This is a genomic window from Pseudoteredinibacter isoporae (assembly GCF_040372805.1).
GTDB classification, from domain to species: Bacteria; Pseudomonadota; Gammaproteobacteria; order Pseudomonadales; family Cellvibrionaceae; genus Pseudoteredinibacter; species Pseudoteredinibacter isoporae_A.
Genome location: NZ_BAABWJ010000005.1, coordinates 107,628 through 127,377, shown reverse-complemented (window position 1 = coordinate 127,377; position 19,750 = coordinate 107,628). Strand labels below are relative to the sequence as shown.

At 49.7% G+C, this 19,750-nt stretch carries 19 protein-coding genes; 13 read left to right on the top strand and 6 right to left on the bottom strand.

Annotated features, from left to right (window positions below; all coding sequences use genetic code 11):
- The first annotated feature begins 1 nt into the window (after nucleotide 1).
- Entirely contained in the window at nucleotides 2–877 is an 876-nt protein-coding gene (locus ABWW03_RS11890) for a glycosyltransferase (RefSeq protein ID WP_353408556.1), read from the top strand.
- Nucleotides 878–1,032: 155 nt separating this feature from the next.
- Here ABWW03_RS11890 and ABWW03_RS11885 read toward each other — a convergent pair whose 3' ends face one another.
- Nucleotides 1,033–1,482: an Lrp/AsnC family transcriptional regulator gene (locus ABWW03_RS11885; protein ID WP_353408555.1), complete on the bottom strand. Its 450-nt coding sequence runs from the start codon at nucleotides 1,480–1,482 to the stop codon at nucleotides 1,033–1,035.
- Nucleotides 1,483–1,648: 166 nt separating this feature from the next.
- On the opposite strand from ABWW03_RS11885, the gene ABWW03_RS11880 reads away from it, so the two are divergent.
- The 5 genes from ABWW03_RS11880 to ABWW03_RS11860 all read left to right on the top strand — a co-directional run bounded on the left by ABWW03_RS11880 (nucleotide 1,649) and on the right by ABWW03_RS11860 (nucleotide 7,867).
- Nucleotides 1,649–3,322 carry an aminotransferase class V-fold PLP-dependent enzyme gene (locus ABWW03_RS11880; RefSeq protein WP_353408554.1) on the top strand — a complete coding sequence of 558 codons (1,674 nt, stop codon included), beginning with the start codon at nucleotides 1,649–1,651 and terminating at the stop codon, nucleotides 3,320–3,322.
- A gap of 109 nt (nucleotides 3,323–3,431) precedes the next feature.
- Nucleotides 3,432–5,180 (top strand): gamma-glutamyltransferase, encoded by a 1,749-nt coding sequence (gene ggt / locus ABWW03_RS11875; RefSeq protein ID WP_353408553.1) that lies wholly within the window; start codon nucleotides 3,432–3,434, stop codon nucleotides 5,178–5,180.
- A 166-nt stretch (nucleotides 5,181–5,346) separates the two neighbouring features.
- The gene (locus tag ABWW03_RS11870; protein ID WP_353408552.1) at nucleotides 5,347–6,261 is read left to right on the top strand and encodes an SPFH domain-containing protein; all 915 of its coding nucleotides are present in this window, start codon (nucleotides 5,347–5,349) and stop codon (nucleotides 6,259–6,261) included.
- Between the two features lie 10 nt (nucleotides 6,262–6,271).
- Complete coding sequence (locus tag ABWW03_RS11865; protein ID WP_353408551.1) at nucleotides 6,272–6,721, top strand: NfeD family protein; 450 nt, start codon at nucleotides 6,272–6,274, stop codon at nucleotides 6,719–6,721.
- A 3-nt stretch (nucleotides 6,722–6,724) separates the two neighbouring features.
- Complete coding sequence (locus ABWW03_RS11860) at nucleotides 6,725–7,867, top strand: patatin-like phospholipase family protein (RefSeq protein WP_353408550.1); 1,143 nt, start codon at nucleotides 6,725–6,727, stop codon at nucleotides 7,865–7,867.
- A gap of 76 nt (nucleotides 7,868–7,943) precedes the next feature.
- Here the strand turns inward: ABWW03_RS11860 and ABWW03_RS11855 are convergent, their stop codons facing one another.
- The 3 genes from ABWW03_RS11855 to ABWW03_RS11845 all read right to left on the bottom strand — a co-directional run bounded on the left by ABWW03_RS11855 (nucleotide 7,944) and on the right by ABWW03_RS11845 (nucleotide 10,497).
- On the bottom strand, nucleotides 7,944–9,104 hold the full coding sequence (locus tag ABWW03_RS11855; RefSeq protein WP_353408549.1) for an iron-containing alcohol dehydrogenase: 1,161 nt from the start codon (nucleotides 9,102–9,104) through the stop codon (nucleotides 7,944–7,946).
- A 147-nt stretch (nucleotides 9,105–9,251) separates the two neighbouring features.
- On the bottom strand, nucleotides 9,252–9,968 hold the full coding sequence (locus tag ABWW03_RS11850; protein WP_353408548.1) for a UDP-2,3-diacylglucosamine diphosphatase: 717 nt from the start codon (nucleotides 9,966–9,968) through the stop codon (nucleotides 9,252–9,254).
- Between the two features lie 28 nt (nucleotides 9,969–9,996).
- Nucleotides 9,997–10,497: a peptidylprolyl isomerase gene (locus tag ABWW03_RS11845; RefSeq protein ID WP_353408547.1), complete on the bottom strand. Its 501-nt coding sequence runs from the start codon at nucleotides 10,495–10,497 to the stop codon at nucleotides 9,997–9,999.
- Between the two features lie 242 nt (nucleotides 10,498–10,739).
- Here ABWW03_RS11845 and ABWW03_RS11840 point away from each other — a divergent pair, with 242 nt between their 5' ends.
- From ABWW03_RS11840 to ABWW03_RS11810, 7 genes are all read left to right on the top strand, one after another.
- The gene (locus tag ABWW03_RS11840) at nucleotides 10,740–12,443 is read left to right on the top strand and encodes a glutamine--tRNA ligase/YqeY domain fusion protein (RefSeq protein ID WP_353408546.1); all 1,704 of its coding nucleotides are present in this window, start codon (nucleotides 10,740–10,742) and stop codon (nucleotides 12,441–12,443) included.
- Between the two features lie 81 nt (nucleotides 12,444–12,524).
- A complete protein-coding gene (gene cysS / locus ABWW03_RS11835; protein ID WP_353408698.1) occupies nucleotides 12,525–13,916 on the top strand; it encodes a cysteine--tRNA ligase in 1,392 nt (463 codons plus the stop codon).
- Nucleotides 13,917–13,943: 27 nt separating this feature from the next.
- Nucleotides 13,944–14,669 (top strand): hypothetical protein, encoded by a 726-nt coding sequence (locus ABWW03_RS11830; RefSeq protein WP_353408545.1) that lies wholly within the window; start codon nucleotides 13,944–13,946, stop codon nucleotides 14,667–14,669.
- Between the two features lie 75 nt (nucleotides 14,670–14,744).
- Nucleotides 14,745–15,722, top strand: a complete 978-nt coding sequence (gene hemB, locus ABWW03_RS11825) for a porphobilinogen synthase (RefSeq protein ID WP_353408544.1) — start codon at nucleotides 14,745–14,747, stop codon at nucleotides 15,720–15,722.
- 18 nt (nucleotides 15,723–15,740) lie between these two features.
- Nucleotides 15,741–15,965 carry a DUF3012 domain-containing protein gene (locus ABWW03_RS11820; protein ID WP_353408543.1) on the top strand — a complete coding sequence of 75 codons (225 nt, stop codon included), beginning with the start codon at nucleotides 15,741–15,743 and terminating at the stop codon, nucleotides 15,963–15,965.
- Between the two features lie 138 nt (nucleotides 15,966–16,103).
- Nucleotides 16,104–16,922, top strand: coding sequence for an ion transporter (locus tag ABWW03_RS11815; RefSeq protein ID WP_353408542.1), 819 nt, complete (start codon nucleotides 16,104–16,106; stop codon nucleotides 16,920–16,922).
- Nucleotides 16,923–17,186: 264 nt separating this feature from the next.
- Nucleotides 17,187–18,011 carry a trypsin-like serine peptidase gene (locus tag ABWW03_RS11810; protein WP_353408541.1) on the top strand — a complete coding sequence of 275 codons (825 nt, stop codon included), beginning with the start codon at nucleotides 17,187–17,189 and terminating at the stop codon, nucleotides 18,009–18,011.
- A gap of 30 nt (nucleotides 18,012–18,041) precedes the next feature.
- Here the strand turns inward: ABWW03_RS11810 and ylqF are convergent, their stop codons facing one another.
- Together ylqF and ABWW03_RS11800 are read right to left on the bottom strand one after the other, a co-directional pair.
- On the bottom strand, nucleotides 18,042–18,971 hold the full coding sequence (gene ylqF, locus ABWW03_RS11805; protein WP_353408540.1) for a ribosome biogenesis GTPase YlqF: 930 nt from the start codon (nucleotides 18,969–18,971) through the stop codon (nucleotides 18,042–18,044).
- A 46-nt stretch (nucleotides 18,972–19,017) separates the two neighbouring features.
- The gene (locus tag ABWW03_RS11800; protein ID WP_353408539.1) at nucleotides 19,018–19,725 is read right to left on the bottom strand and encodes a hypothetical protein; all 708 of its coding nucleotides are present in this window, start codon (nucleotides 19,723–19,725) and stop codon (nucleotides 19,018–19,020) included.
- Nucleotides 19,726–19,750: the final 25 nt, after the last annotated feature.

Sequence of the window (19,750 nt, the reverse complement as noted above, 5' to 3'; positions counted from 1 at the left end):
TATGACAAAATTTACTCCAGCCCTCGTTAGTATAATCATTCGAACGCATGGTCGCCCATTGTTGCTGTTGGAAGCTGTTGATAGTGTTCTATCGCAGTCTTATAAACACCTGGAAATCATTGTTGTTGAAGATGGTAGTGTTGATGCCAGGAAGGTGTTGGAGAGCCGTTACCCGAATGAAGACAGAATAAGATTTTTTTCAACAGGAAAACAAAGCGGGCGCTCGGAAGCAGGAAATCTTGGTCTTAGTGTGGCCAAAGGCGAGTGGATTGGTTTTCTTGATGATGATGACTTGTTACTCCCTAATCATGTTGAAGTACTTATAGGGAATGTATCTGAATCTCGAATGAAAGTGGTCTACGGCCTTGCATTCGAAGTTCCGACTGAGTTTAAAAGTGTCTCTCCTTTGTTGTACGAAGAAGGTGGGGTGCGGCAGGTATACAAACAAGCTTTCTCGCGCCCGCTTTTATGGGTGGAGAACTACCTTCCTATACAAAGTGTCTTATTTCATCGGGTGCTATATGAAAAATGGGGCGGGTTTGATACATCACTTGATCAGCTGGAAGATTGGAATCTTTGGGTTCGCTACAGTTTGCATGATGACTTTTTATTTGTACCAGAAGTAACATCTAAATACAGGGTTCCGAAAGGGCTCAGAGCTGCATTGCTGCGTCAACGGGATTTGCTAGATTCATATGCAGAGGTTGTAGAGTTACACAAAGACTACAAGGCTGAGCTTCGTGTTGGGGAGTTGCATGAGGCATTAAAAATTCTTGCTAGAAAGCATGAACTCTCTTTGTTTGGGCGAGTTAGAAGATGCGGTGCGAGCCTGCTTAAAAGGCTTCTTTTAGCGACAATCAGTCCCCGTCGTGGTTAATCATCAGCTTTGGTAGTACTTTACGGAAAGTAGTGTCTTCAATGCGATAACGTGAGGCAAATAACGCGAAAGATCTTAGGGGATTCGTTCTTTGTCTTCCCGTATGGAAAAGACCCGCCTGTGCGAACACTTCATCGCGAAAATAGCTTGTCTGCTCAGGGAATTGGTAAGCGCGTGGTGTGCTTCAAGGTTTCCATGACAAAGCTGCAACTGACATCGTTCAACTCAGCTTTAATCAGTTGTTTATAAAGGCGGTCGTAGCCGGCCATATCGCTGACCTGAGCTTTAACCAAGTAATCCAAGTCACCGCTCATGCGGTAAGCCTCAAGCACTTCAGGAATGGTGTTGAGGACCTCTTTGAAGCGGTTGAACCATTCGACATTGTGTTGGCTGGTGCGCAGGGCAATGTAGGCCGTAAGGGGTAGGCCAAGCTTTTCGGCATCTAACAGGGCAACCTGGCTTTTAATCACACCGTCTGCAATCAATTTCTTGATTCGGCGCCAGGCCGCGGTTTTTGATACGCCGACCTCATCGGCAATTGTACCAATGGAGCGAGAGGCGTCTCTTTGAAGGGCGTCGAGAAGCTGTTTGTCGATATTGTCCACGTTGATTCCTATTGAGTGGGAAAGTGTTCCTGATAATGTTTAATACTGTAAACTTTGTTCTCATTTTGAGCAAATTAATCCAAATAACGTAACAATGTTCCCTGGGGCCCGCTTTACAATATCGTCTCTCTTAACCCTTGAAAGACAGATTGATTGGAGGCATATCATGGCGCAGTCGCACACATCACCTCAGTTGGCCCAGATACGTGATGACATTATTGGTGAAAACAGCGTCGTTGATACGCCCTTTGGAAAGAAACCTCTGGTTTACGCGGACTACACAGCCTCAGGACGAAGCCTCAGCTTCATCGAGCGCTTTATTCAGGATCAGGTTCTGCCTTACTACGCCAATACCCATACTGAAACCTCCTATACTGGCCGACACACCACCGAGCTTCGTGAGCAGGCTCGCCAAACCATTCGGCAGGCACTCAACGCAGGTGAGCAGCACAGACTGATATTTTGTGGCAGTGGTGCCACAGCAGCGATCGATAAACTGATTACGATGTTGAAGCTTAAGCGGAACGGGCAGGCCGTACAGGGAACAACAAGTCAGGATGACAAGGCGGTGGTTTTCATTGGGCCTTATGAGCACCATTCCAATGAGCTGCCTTGGCGTGAGTCTGCCGCCGAAGTGGTCAGCATTCCTCTGGATGCGCGAGGGCAGATTGATCTGGACGTGTTGGAAAACAAACTTCAGCAATATCAACACCGTGGTTTGAAAATCGGCAGCTTTTCAGCGGCTTCTAACGTGACAGGTTTACGTTCACCCGTCGAGAAAATCTCGGCGTTGTTGAAACAGTATGGGTTCTGGTCTTGCTGGGATTATGCCGCCGCCGCGCCTTATGTGGGGATTGATATGGAGGCGCTGCAATTGGATGCGGTGTTTATCTCTACTCATAAGTTTATCGGCGGGCCCGGCACACCCGGCATTCTTATGGTGGACCAAGCCATGTTAGAGAATGAGATTCCGGCGGTTCCTGGTGGGGGGACCGTGTCGTTTGTCACACCGACCGAGCACACCTATCTCAGCGATGTCGAGCGCCGGGAAGAGGGGGGGACCCCAGGTATTGTGGAATCCATTCGCGCGGGTTTGGTATTTGCTTTGCAGCAAGCTGTCGGCACTGAGTACATTGAGACACTCGAGCGTGAACATACCCGTGAAGCGATCGAACGCCTGCAAAAACACCCTAATATCGACATTATGGGCGACGCTGATGCCGATCGTTTATCCATCATCTCGTTTCGCATAAAGCATGAAGAAAAGCATTTGCATTACAGCTTTGTGGTGGCGCTGCTGAATGATTTGTTTGGTATTCAGGCGCGCGGTGGTTGCTCTTGCGCCGGGCCTTATGGGCATTACCTCCTGGGGCTCAGTAAAGAGGACAGTCGAGCCATCGAAGACGAGATGAATCGTGGTTCCATGTTGCTGCGCCCGGGGTGGATTCGTTTTAACCTGAATTATTTTCTAGATCACAGCACGGTGGATTACATTTTGTCGGCCATCGAGTTGCTGGCGGAACACGGCGCTGAATTCCTGCCTTACTACCAATTCCAGGAGAAGCCTGGTGTTTGGTGTTTCCAAGGCGAGCGTTATGGTGAAACGACCAATTTATCTTCGGCAATCGACCATTGGCTGACATCCAACTCAGTGGCCGACAGTGACGCGCAGTCTGATACCTCCAATAATATGTCGACAGAGGATCTTTACCGGCATTCTTTGGCGGAAGCGAAAATACGACTGCAGGCGCCGAATCCCTCCTGGCAGCGTTTTGATTTGGAATTGCAGGCCGGTGCTGAAGGTTTACGCTGGTTTCTTTTGCCGCAAGAAGTCGCTTAAACGATACTCTTTCTGCGGTACCGCACTCGCCCTTGCGCCGACCTCTGAGGCTAGGCCCAAGGGCGTTTCTATGTCATCATCTGTGCCGCAATCAACCATAGGATACATTATGTTTTTTTCTCGTTTTTCGCTGTCGGCCACGCGCTTTAGAGTAAGTGCTGTTTTGGCCTTATTGTTGACACTGGCGACCACGGTGAGCGCGCAGGAGTCGGCCATTATCAGTTACGACAGCCGCTTCCATCCGGTTATTGGTCAGCACGGTATGGTGGCCAGCCAGGAAGCCTTGGCCTCTGAAGTCGGTCTGGATATTCTCAAGCAGGGCGGTAATGCCGTCGATGCTGCGGTTGCTACCGGTTTTGCCATGGCGGTAACGCTGCCGAAGGCGGGCAATATCGGCGGGGGTGGGTTTATGATGATCTACCTGAAAGAAAAGAACAAAGTCGTTGCACTGGATTATCGTGAAATGGCTCCGATCAAAGCGTATACCGATATGTTCCTGGATAAAGACGGTAACTTTGATCGCGATATGGCCGGCTATACCTATCGCGCGGGTGGTGTCCCAGGAACCGTCGCCGGCATGATTCATGCGCTTGAAAAATACGGCACCATGGCGTTAGAGCAGGTTATCGCGCCGGCCATTAAGCTGGCGAAAGAAGGCTTTATTGTGACTCCCGGGCTTGCTAACGATTTGGTTGTGAAGCGTAAGCGTTTAACACGCTATCCAGCGACCAAGAGCATTTTCTATAAGGCTGATGGGCAAAACCTGCAAGCCGGTGACCGCTTGGTTCAAAGCGATTTGGCTTGGTCTTTGTCTGAAATCAGCAGGCATGGTAAATCGGCATTCTATGGGGGGGCGATAGCTGAAAAGTTTGTGGCGGCATCCAATAAATACAATGGCTTGTTTACCCTGGACGATTTCAAAGGGTACAAGGTTGTTGAGCGTGACGCGGTAAGAGGTAACTATCGTGGTTATGAAGTGGTCTCCATGCCGCCACCAAGCTCTGGCGGTGTACATTTAATTCAAATGTTGAATGTACTGGAAGGCTATGACCTGAAACTGATGGGACATAACAGTGCTCAGTATTTGCACACGTTGACAGAAACCATGCGCCGCGCTTACGCAGACCGCAGCCAGCATTTGGGTGATCCTGATTTTTACCGTGTGCCGGTTGCTGAGTTAACCGACAAGAAATACGCCAAAACACTGCGAGATCAAATTAACCCAGAGAAAGCTACGCGTTCAGAAGACGTGGCGCCGAGCAAGCTGTTTGGTAAAGAAAGCAACGATACGACCCATTATTCCGTTGCGGACCGCTGGGGCAATATCGTGTCCAATACCTACACCATCAATTACAGTTACGGTTCTGGCATTGTGGTCGATGGCACGGGTATTTTACTCAACAATGAAATGGACGATTTTTCTGCCAAACCTGGTGAGCCGAATGCCTATGGTCTATTAGGCAGTGACGCGAACGCCATTGAGCCTCGTAAACGCCCCTTGAGCTCCATGACCCCAACGTTGGTGATTAAAGATGGCCATCCTGTTTTGGCCACTGGCAGTCCCGGCGGCAGCACCATCATCACCATTGTTCTGCAGATTGTGCTAAACACCATCGACTTTGAGATGAACATTGCTGAGGCCACCTCGGTTCCGCGTATGCATCACCAGTGGTTTCCAGATAAAGTCTTTGTTGAACCCGGCGTCAGTAAGGACACTGTCAACCTCCTGAAGACGATGGGGCATGATGTGAAGTACTCTCGCACCATGGGCAGTACACAGTCAATTGCGACATTAAAAGGCTATATGTACGGGGCTTCAGATACCCGCCGCCCAGATGCCGCCACAGTTGCTTATTAACCTCTCTTGTTGCCTGCCGCAGCTTGCGGTGGGCAAACTCCGCTCTCGAATCTTCCTCACCCTCACAAGCTGGATTTAAATCCCACGAGTGCCCATTTCGGCTTTTATGCTGGCAGGCAATCTGTTAGCGTAGCGCTCGTTAACAGACCTTTTAATGGGGGTATCTATGGTCGATGTCAATATTACTGTGGTGGTTGTCGCTGTCCTGGCGATTATTATCATCCTTAGAGCGGTTAAAAGCGTTCCTCAGGGCGAAGAGTGGACGGTCGAGCGTTTTGGAAAATACACGCGTTTACTGCGCCCAGGCCTGCAAATCATTGTGCCCTTCATTGATAGCATCGGCCATCGGCAGATTGTCATGGAGCAGGTACTGGATATTCAGCCCCAGGAAGTCATCAGTGCTGATAATGCTATGGTCACCACGGATGCGGTGTGTTTCTACCAAGTGGTGGATTCTGTCAAAGCGTCTTATGAGGTGAATAATCTCGAGCGCGCTATGCAAAACCTGGTAATGACCAATATTCGTGCGGTGTTAGGGTCAATGGAACTCGACGCTATGCTCTCGAATCGAGATCAAATCAATAATGCCTTGTTGACCAAGGTTGATGAAGCGACCAACCCTTGGGGCATTAAAGTTACTCGTATTGAAATTAAAGACATCACGCCACCTCGAGATTTGGTTGATGCGATGGCTAATCAAATGAAAGCTGAACGAGAAAAGCGCGCACAGATTCTGTTGGCTGAAGGTGAACGTGAATCCGCGATTAAGGTGGCCGAGGGTGAGAAACGATCACAGATTCTACGAGCAGAAGGTGAACGTGAATCCGCGTTTCTGGAAGCTGAAGCTCGCGAGCGAGAAGCTCAGGCTGAAGCGAAAGCGACCTTTATGGTGAGCGAGGCGATTGCTAAGGGAAATGCTCAGGCGATTAATTACTTCGTTGCGCAAAAATACGTGGACGCGCTCGGCCAACTGGCCTCAGCAGATAACAGCAAAGTGGTGCTTATGCCGCTTGAAGCCTCCAGTGTGATTGGTTCCATTGAGGGAATTCACGAACTGGTTAAATCGGCAAAACAGAGCTAAGGTTATTAACATGGAGTTTTTTAGCGAAATTACGGCTTGGCATTGGCTGATTCTGGGCGTCGTACTCCTTATTCTGGAAATGCTTGGAGCCGCTGGATTTTTATTGGGGATTGGCGTCGGTGCATTACTCACAGCCCTGATTGCCGGTGTGCTAAGCGGAATAAGCTGGCAGGCCCAGTTGTTGTGTTTTGCGGTACTGTCGGTGGCGGCGACCTGGTTGTACTGGGCACGCTTTCGACATATTAATGAAGCAACCGATCAACCTTTGTTGAACAGCGTTGACGCTCGCCTGCTGGGTAAGGAAGCGCTGGTGCTTGAAGATATGAGCGCGAATAAAGGGCGTGTACAAATTGGTGATTCTCTCTGGGTCATCGAAGCGGATGAAGATTACCCGGCTAACACTAAGGTTAAAGTGGTGGCCGTTGATGGCATGACCTTAAAGGTGGAAGCTCTGCGGTAAGCTATGAAAAATGCGTTGATTCTTTCTGGTGGTGGCGCGCGCGCTGCTTACCAGATCGGCGTGCTTAAAGCACTGAAAGAAATTATTCCCACCGAGAAAAATCCCTTTCCCATTATTTGTGGAACTTCCGCTGGTGCCATTAACGCGGTGAGCCTCGCCTCACGTTGTGATAATTTTTCTTTTGCTGTCGATAACCTGGAAAACTTCTGGGGTAATCTAACCGCTGACCACGTATTTAAATCGGGTTGGTGGGATGTGAGTAAAGGCGGCCTGAGTTTGGTGGGCTCCTTGTTGAATCGAGGTGTCGGTGTTCATAAGCCGGTATCCTTATTGGATAATTCGCCCCTGCGTGATTTTTTGTCCCAGGCCATCCAGTTTCAACAGATTCCTGAGATGCTCAACAAAGGCGCATTGGAAGCCTTGGCTATTACCGCGATGGGTTATTCCACTGGCGAATCGGTCAGCTTTTTTGAAGCTAAAGATGAGCATCCATCGATCCGTGAATGGCGACGTCATCGGCGGGTAGGGCGACGTACCGATATTAATGTTGACCATTTGATGGCATCGTCAGCGATTCCAACGATTTTTCCCACCGTAAAACTCGGCGAACAGTATTTTGGCGATGGTGCCATGCGTCAGTTGGCGCCCATCAGCCCAGCCTTACACCTGGGGGCCGACCGTGTGTTTATTATTGGTGTGAGTGGTAATCGCAACACCAAACAATGGAACCGCAAGCCTCAGCCGGTTCGGCACTCGCCTTCCATTGCGCAGATTATTGGCCACATGTTTAACAGTGCATTTATTGACAGTCTGGAAGGGGACATCGAACACCTGGAGCGAGTCAATGAGCTCTTGTTGAAAATGAGCGAAGAGGAACGTCAGGCTGAAAAACGTTTGCGTCCTATCGAAAGCTTGGTGATTTCACCGTCCAAAGCTCTTGACAAAATTGCAGGCCGAAAAGTCCGTTATTTGCCGCCTTCCCTAAAAATGTTTTTCCGTTCGACCGGTGCAACGGCCAGTGGCGGGGGCTCTGCCGCGGCGAGTTATTTGTTGTTTTGCCCGGAATACTGTCAGGAGTTGATGGATCTGGGGCATCAGGACGCGATGTGGGAACGGGATAAAATCGAGCAATTTTTCAAGTTATAGATACCACCCGTGAGCGCGAGTGGTGTCACTTCTATATTGATGTTTGTTTTTCAGTGCACTTTTTACTATGCCGCTTTTACCAAGCTGCTTTGTAAATATTCAAAGCGTCCTGCTCGCTGACATTTCTCGGGTTGTTCTGCAGTAAACGGGTTTGCAGCATCGCATCTTTGGCGAGTACGGGCAGATCTTTTTCTTGAATGTCCAAGTCGCGTAAGTGAGTACAGAGCTTTAGATTCCCAATCAGCAATTCGATGTGTTTAATCAGTTCGGTACTCACGGCTTTGCTGTCTTCATGGGCAATGTAATCATCACCCATAATAATTGGGGCCAGCTCGGCATAGAGTTCATGGCAGTGGCTATTGTTGAAGCGCATCACGTGTGGCAAAACCAATGAATTGCTTAGGCCATGGGGGATATGAAAATGACCACCCAAGGGGTACGCCAGGGCATGCACGGCCGCCACGGGAGAATTGGCAAAGGCCTGGCCGGCGAGAAATGCGCCGAGGAGCATGGCCTGTCGTGCTTCGAGATCCTGGCCATTTTGGCAAACCTTCAGAATATTGTTCGCCAGTAAATCTAACGCTTCCTTGGCCAGAATATCTGAGTAGCGGTTTTTCTTGTGAGCGCTGGTGTAAGCCTCGATGGCATGAACCATGGCGTCAATGCCCGTAGCTGCGGTGATGTGAGCGGGCAAACCCAGGGTTAATTCTGCATCAAGAATGGCGACGTCGGGCAATAGCAAAGGGGTGACGACCCCCATCTTGCTTGTTTCACCAGTGGTTACAATGGCCACCGCTGTGGCTTCCGAGCCGGTGCCTGCGGTGGTGGGAATCAACATGAGTGGAAGGCGTGGACCTTTTGCTTGTTCAATACCGTAAATGTCTTCCAGTTTTTCTCCCGAGGCCAGCATCAATGCGATCAGTTTAGCGCTGTCGAGCGAGCTTCCGCCACCAAAACCAATGACACCGTCTACGCCTTGGCTGCGGGCGAGGTCCAACGCTTCGTAAATCACGCGCTCCGGCGGGTCAGCCACAATGTCACAAAAGCAGGCGTAGGGCAGATCCTCTCGGTGGAATACGGCTTCAAGTTTTTCCAGTAGACCGCAGGCGACAATGCCCTGATCGGTAACAATGATCGGTTTGCGAACACCGTGTTGCTTGCAAATGTCGGCGAGCTGCGCAATCGCCCCTGGTTGATTGATCAGAGATTTGGTCGTATTAAAGACAAAGCTTTCCACATTGGTACCCGCTAGACATTTTTATCATTACTTATATTTAAGCTAAAGATTAGCGGAAGTGACAGTGCGAGAACAGACAGCGAGGCGAAATTTTTCGAGCTTTTGTTTGGGGGGCCAGCGGGGCTTAATCACACTCAATAGGCGTGACTAAGCAATTGACCAGGATTCGAGTCGAATGCCGCGATCGTCTACCTCAATGCACCAGGCTTTCTCATGCCAGTCACCAAGAACCCAGCGTTCCTTGCCATGCTCGAGTGAGTGTTGAGCCGGGCGGTGGGTGTGTCCATGAATGAGGACCTCGGCCTGTTGACGGCTCATGATGTCCGCGACGGCTTCGGCATTCACGTCCATAATGTCTTCGGCTTTCATGGCGCTCATCGATTGGCTTTGTTGTCGTAGCTGTTGTGCTAACTGGCGCCGTGCTTCCAGGGGTTGTGAGAGCAGTTGTGCTTGCCAGTCGGGGTTGCGTGCCTGCTGGCGGAAGGCCATGTACTCGGTATCGTCGGTACACAAACTATCGCCGTGCATCAACAGGCAGGATTTTCCGGCCAGATCGATACGGCTCGGGTCTGTCAGTAGAGTGGCGCCGCTGTTTTGGCAAAAGCGATCGCCATACAGAAAATCACGGTTGCCGTGCATGATGTACAGCGCCGTTCCCGTTTGGCTCAACCTCCGTAACTGTTCCTGAACGTCGAGAGCGAGAGGGGCGTCATCGTCGTCTCCGATCCACACTTCGAAGAAATCCCCGAGAATATACAGTGCGTCGGCCGCGGGGGCCCGTTCCTCTAGAAACCGGTAGAACGCTTGTGTGACATTCGGACGGCTCTCATCCAGGTGTAAATCGGAAATGAATAAAACACTCATGAGACAGGCAACTCGTTAAGGCTTCTGGTTATTCACTGATGCTGACTTTTTCAATAATAATGCTGTCTTTGGGTACGTCGGAGTGACCCATCATATTTCCGGTCGAAACCCCCTTGATGCTGTTCACGACGTCCATGCCTTCAACGACTTTACCGAAAACGCAGTAGCCCCAACCTTGGCTGTTCTTAGCGGTGTGGTTCAGGAAGCCGTTGTCGGCGACGTTAATGAAGAACTGGCAGGTCGCGCTGTGTGGGTCCATGGTGCGAGCCATCGCTAAGGTCCCGATGTCGTTGCTCAAGCCGTTATCGGCTTCATTTTCGATGGGCGCTCGACGGCCGTCCATTTTGTCCTGCATGTCGGTATTCATGCCGCCGCCCTGGACCATAAAGCCGTCGATCACACGGTGGAACAGGGTGCCTTCGTAGAAGCCATCTTCCGCGTATTGCTTGAAGTTGGCAGCGGTGTTGGGGGCGTTTTCAAAATCCAGCTCGATGCTGATGTCACCAAAATTGGTATGTAAAGTAATCATTGTCTGTCCTATAACTGCTGTCACAGTGGGTTTATGCGGTCTGGCTTGCCGTATTCAGGCAAAAACCAAGGAAAAAGATGCCGACAGGGGCTGAGGGCGGCTATAATACGCGGTTTGACTCGGATCTCAAACCAAAGCCCTAAACCGCACGAGGATGCGGGGTAGGTCTTGCTAAAGTGGGGGAATACATCGCCACTTGGGATCAACAAGCTAGCCATTGAAGTAAGGATTATCCAAACGCCATGAGCGAAACAAGCAAACCGCTGAACTTCCTTGAACAAATTATCACTCAGGACCTTGAGGCAGGCCGCCACGACGCCCTTGTGACCCGTTTTCCGCCAGAGCCCAATGGGTATCTGCATATTGGTCATGCCAAGTCGATCTGTTTGAATTTTGGCTTGGCGGAGCGCTTTGGTGGACGATGTAACCTTCGTTTCGACGACACCAATCCGGCGAAAGAAGATCAGGAATACGTTGAATCCATCGTACGTGATGTGCAATGGCTGGGTTTCGACTGGGATGGGGATATCCGCTATGCCTCCAGCTATTTTGAGCAGTTCTATGACTGGGCGCTTCATCTGATTCGTGAGGGCAAGGCCTATGTGTGTCATTTGAGCGCGGAGCAGACTCGCGAATATCGGGGTTGGGCGACCAAACCCGGTAAGGACAGTCCGCATCGCAACCGCAGTGTGGAGGAGAATCTGGCCGAGTTCGAGAAGATGCGTGCCGGTGAATACGAGGAAGGCGACTGCGTGTTGCGTGCCAAGATTGATATGGCCAGCCCCAACATGAATATGCGTGACCCAATGCTGTATCGGATCCGTAAGCAAAGCCATCATCAGACTGGCGACACCTGGTGTATCTATCCGACTTACGATTTCGCCCACGGTCAGGAAGACGCGATCGAAGGCGTCACTCATTCGATCTGCACTTTGGAGTTTGCGGACCATCGTCCACTGTATGAATGGTTTATTGAGAATCTGCCGGTGCCAAGTCAGCCGACACAGTATGAGTTTGCTCGTCTTGAATTGAATTATACGGTGACCTCAAAGCGCAAGCTGAAACAGCTGGTTGACGAAGGCTTTGTGGACGGCTGGGATGACCCGCGTATGCCGACGATTTCGGGTTTACGTCGACGCGGGGTTACACCCGCTGCCGTGCGTAATTTCTGTGATGTTATCGGTGTCACCAAGTCGGGCAGCACCATTGATGTGGCCACGCTGGAACACACCATTCGCGATGATTTGAACAACGTGGCGCCGAGGGCCATGTGTGTTCTTGATCCGCTGCTGTTAACGGTGGTGAATTTTGACCAGCTGTCGGCGGATGGGCATTCGGTAGAAGAGGGGGTAGCGACCATGCAGCAACCCGTTCACCCGAATGATGAATCTCGGGGGATCCGTGAGCTGCCGTTTACCGAAACGCTGTATATTGATCGTGCTGATTTTAATGAAGACAGCAGCCTGTCGCGCAAAAAATTCAAACGACTGGTCGCTGGTGAGTACGTTCGTCTGCGTGGTAGCTATGTCATTAAAGCTGAAGACGTCATTAAAAACGAGGCTGGAGACATAGTCGAAATTAAAGTGGCATTGGTTCCGGGCACGGTTGGGAATAATCCACCGGAAGGTATCCGCCCGCGTGGTGTTATTCACTGGGTATCTGCCAGTCACAATGTTGACTGCGAAGTGCGTTTATACGATCGCCTGTTCAATGATGCGGCGCCAGACGCTGGTGATAAAAACTTCTTGGATTACATCAATCCAGAAAGTTTGAGTATTGTCAGTGGTGCCAAGGCCGAGCGTTCTTTACTGAATGCGAACGCAGAAGAGGCTTACCAATTTGAGCGTGAAGGCTATTTCTGTTTGGATGCCAAGCACAGTCAAGACGGTAAAATCGTCTTTAATCGTACCATTGGCTTGAAAGATAATTGGGCCAATAAGGTATAAAAATTTTGGTCTCTTGTTTTGGGTTTGATACTGAATGTACCTGGATCAGGCCTTTAAAAACAGGCGACCGCAGTAGAGTTCATTGTTATGCAGTTGTACAACACAAAAAAACGTCAAAAAGAAGAGTTTAATCCGATAGATCCAGAGCATATTCGTATGTACGTCTGTGGTCCAACGGTTTACAACTTTGTGCATATTGGTAATGCGCGCCCTGCGGTAGTTTTCGATACCTTGTTGCGAGTATTACGGGAAGAGTTTCCTAAGGTCACTTACGCGCGAAATATCACCGATATCGACGATAAAATCATGCAGACCGCCCGGGACAATGGTGAGACAATTGCTCAAGTTTCCGATCGTTATACGGAAGCCTATGCGGAAGATATGGCCGCAATTAACTGTTTAACGCCAAACATCATCCCCCGGGCCACAGAGCATTTGCCGGAAATGATCGACATGATTGAGCGTTTGATAGCCAAAGGGCATGCTTATGAAGCTGACAAGCATGTGCTGTTTGATGTCCGCTCCATGGAAAATTATGGTGAGCTGTCCAACCGTAAGCTGGAAGATATGTTGGATGGCGCGCGCGTAGAAGTCGCGGACTATAAAAAATACGCAGGTGATTTCGTGCTGTGGAAGCCCTCCAGTGATGATGAACCTGGTTGGGAAAGTCCTTGGGGCTTTGGCCGCCCTGGTTGGCATCTCGAGTGTTCCGCAATGATCAAAAAGCACTTGGGTGAGAGTATCGATATTCATGGCGGTGGTAAGGATTTAATTTTCCCGCACCATGAAAATGAAATTGCCCAGAGCTGCTGCGCCAATGACGCTGAGGAATACGTTCGCTACTGGATGCACAATGGCTACATCAATATCGACGGCGAAAAGATGTCAAAGTCTTTAGGAAATTTCCGTCTGGTAAGAGATTTGCTGAAAGTGTATCCGGGTGAGGTTCTACGTTACGGCATTCTATCGGCGCATTATCGCTCAGATATGGACTTCTCTCAGAAGTTGTTGGAGGAATCCCGCGATAACCTGGATTACATTTACGGTGTTCTGCGTGATGAGCAAGCTGTTGAAGCTGCTGGCTGCGATGTGAAAACCTTATCGGCCTATCAGGCGCTGCTGGATGACCTGAACAGTCGCCAGGCAATCACTGAAATGCTGGCCATTGCCAAACGATTGAAGTTGGCTGAAATGCAAGACAAGGCTCAGCTGAAAGGGGAGTTGCTGGCGATAGCCTCGGTATTGGGTCTATTGCAGCAGGAGCCAGAGCAATGGTTTACCCAAGGTAGCGAGGATGACTTGGCAGCGGATGTAATTGAGCAGCTTATCGCAGAACGTTTACAGTCGAGAGCCGACAAAAACTTTGCACGTGCTGATGAGATTCGTGACGAGCTGAAAGCTCAAGGCGTATTGCTGGATGACTATCGTGCTGATGATGGCAGTATTGCCACCAAATGGCGGCGTGAATCCTAGGCGGCTGACACCGAAAGAGGCGATCTCATGAAGGTATTGGTTTGGGCATTGTTGTTGATTTGCCTTCTGAGTTTTTTTCAACGAGATCGTTTTGCCAGTAGTCTTCAGCTTGATGCTCGTTTGTTGCAGGAACCCTTGCAACAAGCCCAGGCACTCGAGCGGAAGCAAATACAGTTCAAAGATCGCCAATATTATGTCGATCGCAAATTTCGCTATGAGTTGTATGGTCTCGTGGTGTCTTATCGCGAACACGATGGCGATCAGATGCTGCACAAGAGCTGGGGCGATCATCTCAATGTAGCGGATATCTGTGTTATCTGGAGCGACACTGCACAGTCACCGTTTTTGAATCAACTGGATTTTTGGAACGGCCAGTTCACCTGTAATGTCAAAACACGCAGCAATGAAGCCTGGGCGAGTTTTGATATGACGCAATTGTCGAATAACCATTTGATTACGGCCAGCCCCTATATTCGCGAGCAGATTCGTAAAGTTGGCATCGGCGACCAAATTGTGATTAAAGGGTGGTTATCTGAGTATGGCCATGAACAGGGCCTGATTCGCGGCACCAGCGTCACGCGCGACGATACCGGGAATGGCGCCTGCGAAACCATCTATGTCGAACAGTTTCAAGTTTTACGTTCGGGGCAAAGTATCTGGCGAAAGGTGTTTTATGTCAGTGCAGGCTTATTGATAATGCTGGGGCTTTGGTATTTTTTCAGTCCCTTTAAGCCTGGTCGTAAAGCGCCGTAACCGCACTGGTGGGTGAAGCTTTCGTGACGGCTATCGTAAAATGATACACATGATTTTTTAAGAAAAGAGATTCCTATGACAGTCACTCCAGATTTTCGATTTCGGCGCCTTCGAAGAACCTCGGTGTTACGCCAGTTGGTGCGTGAGAATCACCTGCGGCCGGAGGATTTCATTTTACCTATCTTTGTGGAAGAGGGAATTCAAGAGCCGGTCGATATTCCCAGTATGCCAGGGGTAAAGCGATTCCCTGAAACTCAATTGGGCGGTGAATTACGCCGTTTGTGGGAGTTGGGCCTGAAAGCCGTTATTTTATTTGGCGTCAGTCAAAACAAAGACGATTGCGGAAGCGATACCTGGAACGATAAAGGCTTGATGGCTCGTTGTATTCGGATTGCCAAAGCGGCAACACCCGAGATGCTGATCATCAGTGACAACTGCTTTTGTGAATACACCGACCACGGTCACTGCGGTGTGGTTCATGATGATGATGTGGACAATGATCTGACCTTGGAAAATTTACAGGCACAGGCCGTTACCGCCGCTCGAGCAGGTGTAGATATGATCGCACCTTCGGGAATGATGGATGGGATGATCGCGGCTATTCGTGAGGCACTTGATGCGGATGGCTATGGCCACATTCCCATCATGAGTTATTCCACAAAATTTGCATCAGCATTTTATGGGCCATTTCGCGATGCGGTAGATAGCAACTTCAAAGGCAGTCGCAACACCTATCAGATGGACCCGGCAAACGGGCGTGAAGCTCTGGCGGAATCTTTGCAAGATGAAGGTGAGGGTGCGGATATTCTTATGGTGAAGCCTGGCTTAGCCTATCTGGATATCCTGCGTGAAATTCGTGACAGCAGCAATCAGCCTCTGGCGGTGTACCACGTGAGTGGCGAGTATGCGATGATTAAGGCAGCGGCTGCTGCGGGTGTCATCGACGAAAAAGCCGTGGTGATGGAAACCATGATTGCCTTTAAACGTGCCGGTTGTGATTTGATTCTGACGTATTATGCCGAAGATATTATTGCCTGGTTGAACGAACCGTAAAAACGAAGTGCCCTCAGAATGATAAAAACATTGATGATCATTACCCTAGCGTTGAGTGTATTGTTATTGCTCGCCGCCGCCTTCGTGGGCCCAGCCCAATTTGAACATTGGTTATCGGATGATAAGACCACAGAGGCGGTTGCGGCTTCAGACAGCGCTTGGTGTCTCATGATGGAAGAGAAGCCCAACAAGGAATGGCAGGAAGAGGAGTTTCAACGTTTTGCCAATGAGTGTTTGGAGTAACTCCGGTTTTCAGTGGCTAAAAATGAGCAATAAGGCATCACGAGGCCGGTGCGACTAGGCCGGCAACCATCGTCTAAACAGATCGAAAGCTCTTTCCATAGCTTTCGATTTTTCAACCCAGTTAAGTAGATCGACATTATGGCGAACAGCCCATCTATAGAAGACAATGTGTTTACCCGACTCATGGCCAATAAAGCCTTTGAGATGTTTGTGGTTACTGTCATTATTCTTTCCGCACTTGTGGTCGGCGCGAAAACGTATCCGATTCCTCCAGCGGCCTTGAAGGTGTTGGCGGTTTTGGATTGGGTCATTACCTTTATCTTTTTGGTTGAAATCAGTATCCGTTTTATTGCGGAGCCAGAAAAGAAAAAGTTTTTCAACAAAGCCTGGAACGTTTTTGACACCTTGATTGTTGTGGTCAGTTTGATCCCTATTGAAAATGGGGAAATGGCCTTACTGGGTCGACTCATCCGGATTTTCCGAGTGCTTCGAATGGTGTCGATCATTCCAGAGTTGCGAATGCTGCTCAACTCATTGGTGAAAGCTTTGCCACAGTTGGGTTACGTTATGCTGCTGATGTTTATTATTTTTTATATTTACGCAGCAATTGGCAGCACCTTGTTCCACGACATCAACCCCGAACTCTGGGGGGACATCACCATCGCCTTGCTGACCCTGTTCCGGGTCATGACCTTCGAAGACTGGACCGATGTGATGTACGAGACGATGACGGTGTATAAACTGAGTTGGATCTTCTATCTTACCTTCATCTTTTTTACGGCCTTTGCGTTTCTGAATATGATCATCGGTATTGTGGTGAATGTTCTGGAGGAAGAGCACAGTCGCGAGCGTGAGGAGGCCGCAGAGGCCAGTGGTGAGCCCACCATGTTTGATTTACAGGATCAGCTCCGAGAGATTCAACAGCAATTGAAAGAGTTGAAACAGGGGAAAGACTAGCTCCCTGCATCATCAGCGGACGACTTTCCCGGGTTCTGGAACGCTTGTTGAATCGTGTGCCATAAGGGTACACGGTTGACATGACAAAATAATCTTAGGAATTTCCGGCGCCTAAAGCCCTTGTGGCGCCTTAATTTTCACGTTTTATGTTGCCCTGGCAATAATGCAGAATGAATTGTATACACTTTAGTGATCATTTCTTGGCTACACTGATTAGATAATAAGCTCAAAGCTTATCTTCGTTGTGTAGCCATGGAGGTGGCCATGAATAAAGTGTTGCTCGGATGGGCACTCGCTGCTTGGGCGTTCAGTGCGCCATTAAGCCAAGCCAATACTGATCAATCATCTACGGTGACCAGCGTCCCGCACCATCTGCTTGAAAAGAGTCGTGGTGATACAGGGGCCATTCAATTGGATGAACGTGGTCTACACCTCAATTACCCGGAAGAGCGGCGCCAGGTCGATTCCCTGCAATGGCCTTGGCGTGCCATTGGCCAGGTAAACGTCGCTGCATCCCACTATTGCAGCGGGGTTCTTATTGCCCCTGGCAAGGTTTTGACTGTTGCTCATTGTCTCTGGGATGCCTATCGAAAAGATTGGTATAAGCCTAAAGACATCCACTTTGTTGCTGCCTATTCCCAGGGCAACTATTTGGCTTACAGCCGCATTCATTCTTTTATGGCTGCTGGAAGGTTTAACGCGACCGGTCAGATTGATCTGGAAACGGTACATACCGACTGGGCCATTCTGGATTTGCAGCAGGATATTGGCGATAAAATTGGGTACTTACCGCTCTCGGAAAAGCGTCGAATCGCATCCGGTGCTGAAGTGACATTGGCGGGGTATCGGCGAGATCGACCGGAAGTGCTGACCGCGCAAGAGGGGTGTAAGATTCTGGCCTGGAATCGTTCCGGTGCGTCTTTTGATCACAACTGTGAAATTATTCAGGGAGACTCCGGTGGGCCCATTTTGCAACGTCATAAAGGTTATTGGCAGGTTCTGGGGATTCAATCCCTGGAAGCTAAAATGGAGGATAAGCGTTGGGGAGTTGCTGTGGCTGCTAGGGCCTTGCCATTTGCAAAGCCCTAGCGATATAACGTTTATTGACTGTTTCTGTGTTTATGAATGATTTCCGCGCTGGGGGGCACGCGCTTTGCGACGTGCTTCTTTCTGTGCCGCTTTTTCCTCTTTGATACGCTTAACGTCGGCTAGCTCGTGGGTAATCATATCGGGCGTCTCCAGAGTAATGTCACCGATTTGCCCACTGCGTAGATCTTTGATCAACAATTCTGAAACCTTGTGCAAGTCAGCGCGGCCGCCGGCGCGAACGCAGGCACGTCGCTTGGCGATGGCTTCAAGGTTGTCTATTTCACTGTCATACACATCGTTGAGCTGATAGCGCGCTTTCAGCAGTTCGGGGTAGTGTTTCTGTAAAAAACCGATGGCGTAGTAAGCTATATCTTCATACTCCATCGCCGTATCTTTAATCGCGCCGGACACGCCCAGACGGTATGCACTGTGTTCGTTCTCCACTTTGGGCCATAACATGCCAGGCGTATCCCACAGCATAATACCGTTGCGAAGATTAATTTTTTGCTGGCCTTTGGTTACCGCTGGCTCATTGCCGACTTTGGCTATGGAGCGCCCAGCCAGGGTATTGATCAAGGTGGACTTTCCGACATTGGGAATGCCCAAAATCATCGCGTTGATGGTTTTAAACTGATTGGTATCTGGCAGCAGCTTACGACAGAGGTCGGGCAGGATTTTGGCTTTGGAGGATTGCTGATTAGTAATCGCCAGGGTTTTTACACCGGCTTCCTGTTCAAAATGCTGTTGCCATATTTCGGTGCGTTGTGGGTCAGCCAAATCAGTTTTAGTCAAAACCTTAATACTGGGTTTGTCGCCGCGCAATTCTGCGATCATGGGGTTCTGGCTTGAATAGGGAAGGCGAGCGTCAAGCACTTCGATGTACAAATCGATCTGCGAGGCCGCTTCGCGTACTTCTTTTTGGGCTTTGTGCATATGCCCGGGATACCACTGAATGGCCATGGCGCTCTCTCTTGCGGTTGAATTGTGGGTGAAAACCGAATCGGGTTCAGTTGTTGTTGGCCACTTGAAAACTCGGATTATTCAACAAGGGCTGACTTAACTTGTGAAACTGACGTGGTGCAATGTATTGCAGTACTTCCTTACCATCTTCACTTAAGGCGATGTCCAGTCCTTTATCGGGATAGAGAAAGTGATCCACCTCTTTAGAGTGCAATTGTGTACCGGCTTGACCAAAGCGATTCACAATGATGTCTTCATCGAGGTTGATGGCGGGAATAAAGCTGATGCTCGCGATTGGCGTTTGCTTGGCGATGTCCCAATCGGCATCGGTGGGCAGTAATTTACGGGCCCCGCTGGCCATATAATCGCCATGTTCCAGATTCTGAATCATCTGTTGCAGTTGGCTGGCGGGAATATCGACCACCAGAATAAGCTTGCCTTGTAGGGGACCTGCTTTGTAGTGGCTGATGTAACTCTCAAGGCTGGCGTGGTTCTGTTGGTCGATCACAATGGCGCTTTCACTGTCCTTGCCAATGATCTGTAGAGCGTCCTCCAGGGTGGTATGGCCCAGGCGGAGACCAAAGACTTCACTGCTGCCATCGTCAAAATTATTGATCTGCCAGGGAAGGCCTTTGACGATGCGCTGTGGCGGACTGTCTGGAGCCGGGCCGCAGGCGACTAATACTACGCTGAACAGGGCGACAAGCGCGCCGGGCAATAGCCTTTTTCTGTCAAAATTCGCCAAAATTTTCATGTTAAACTCGCCCTCGATCCCCTGG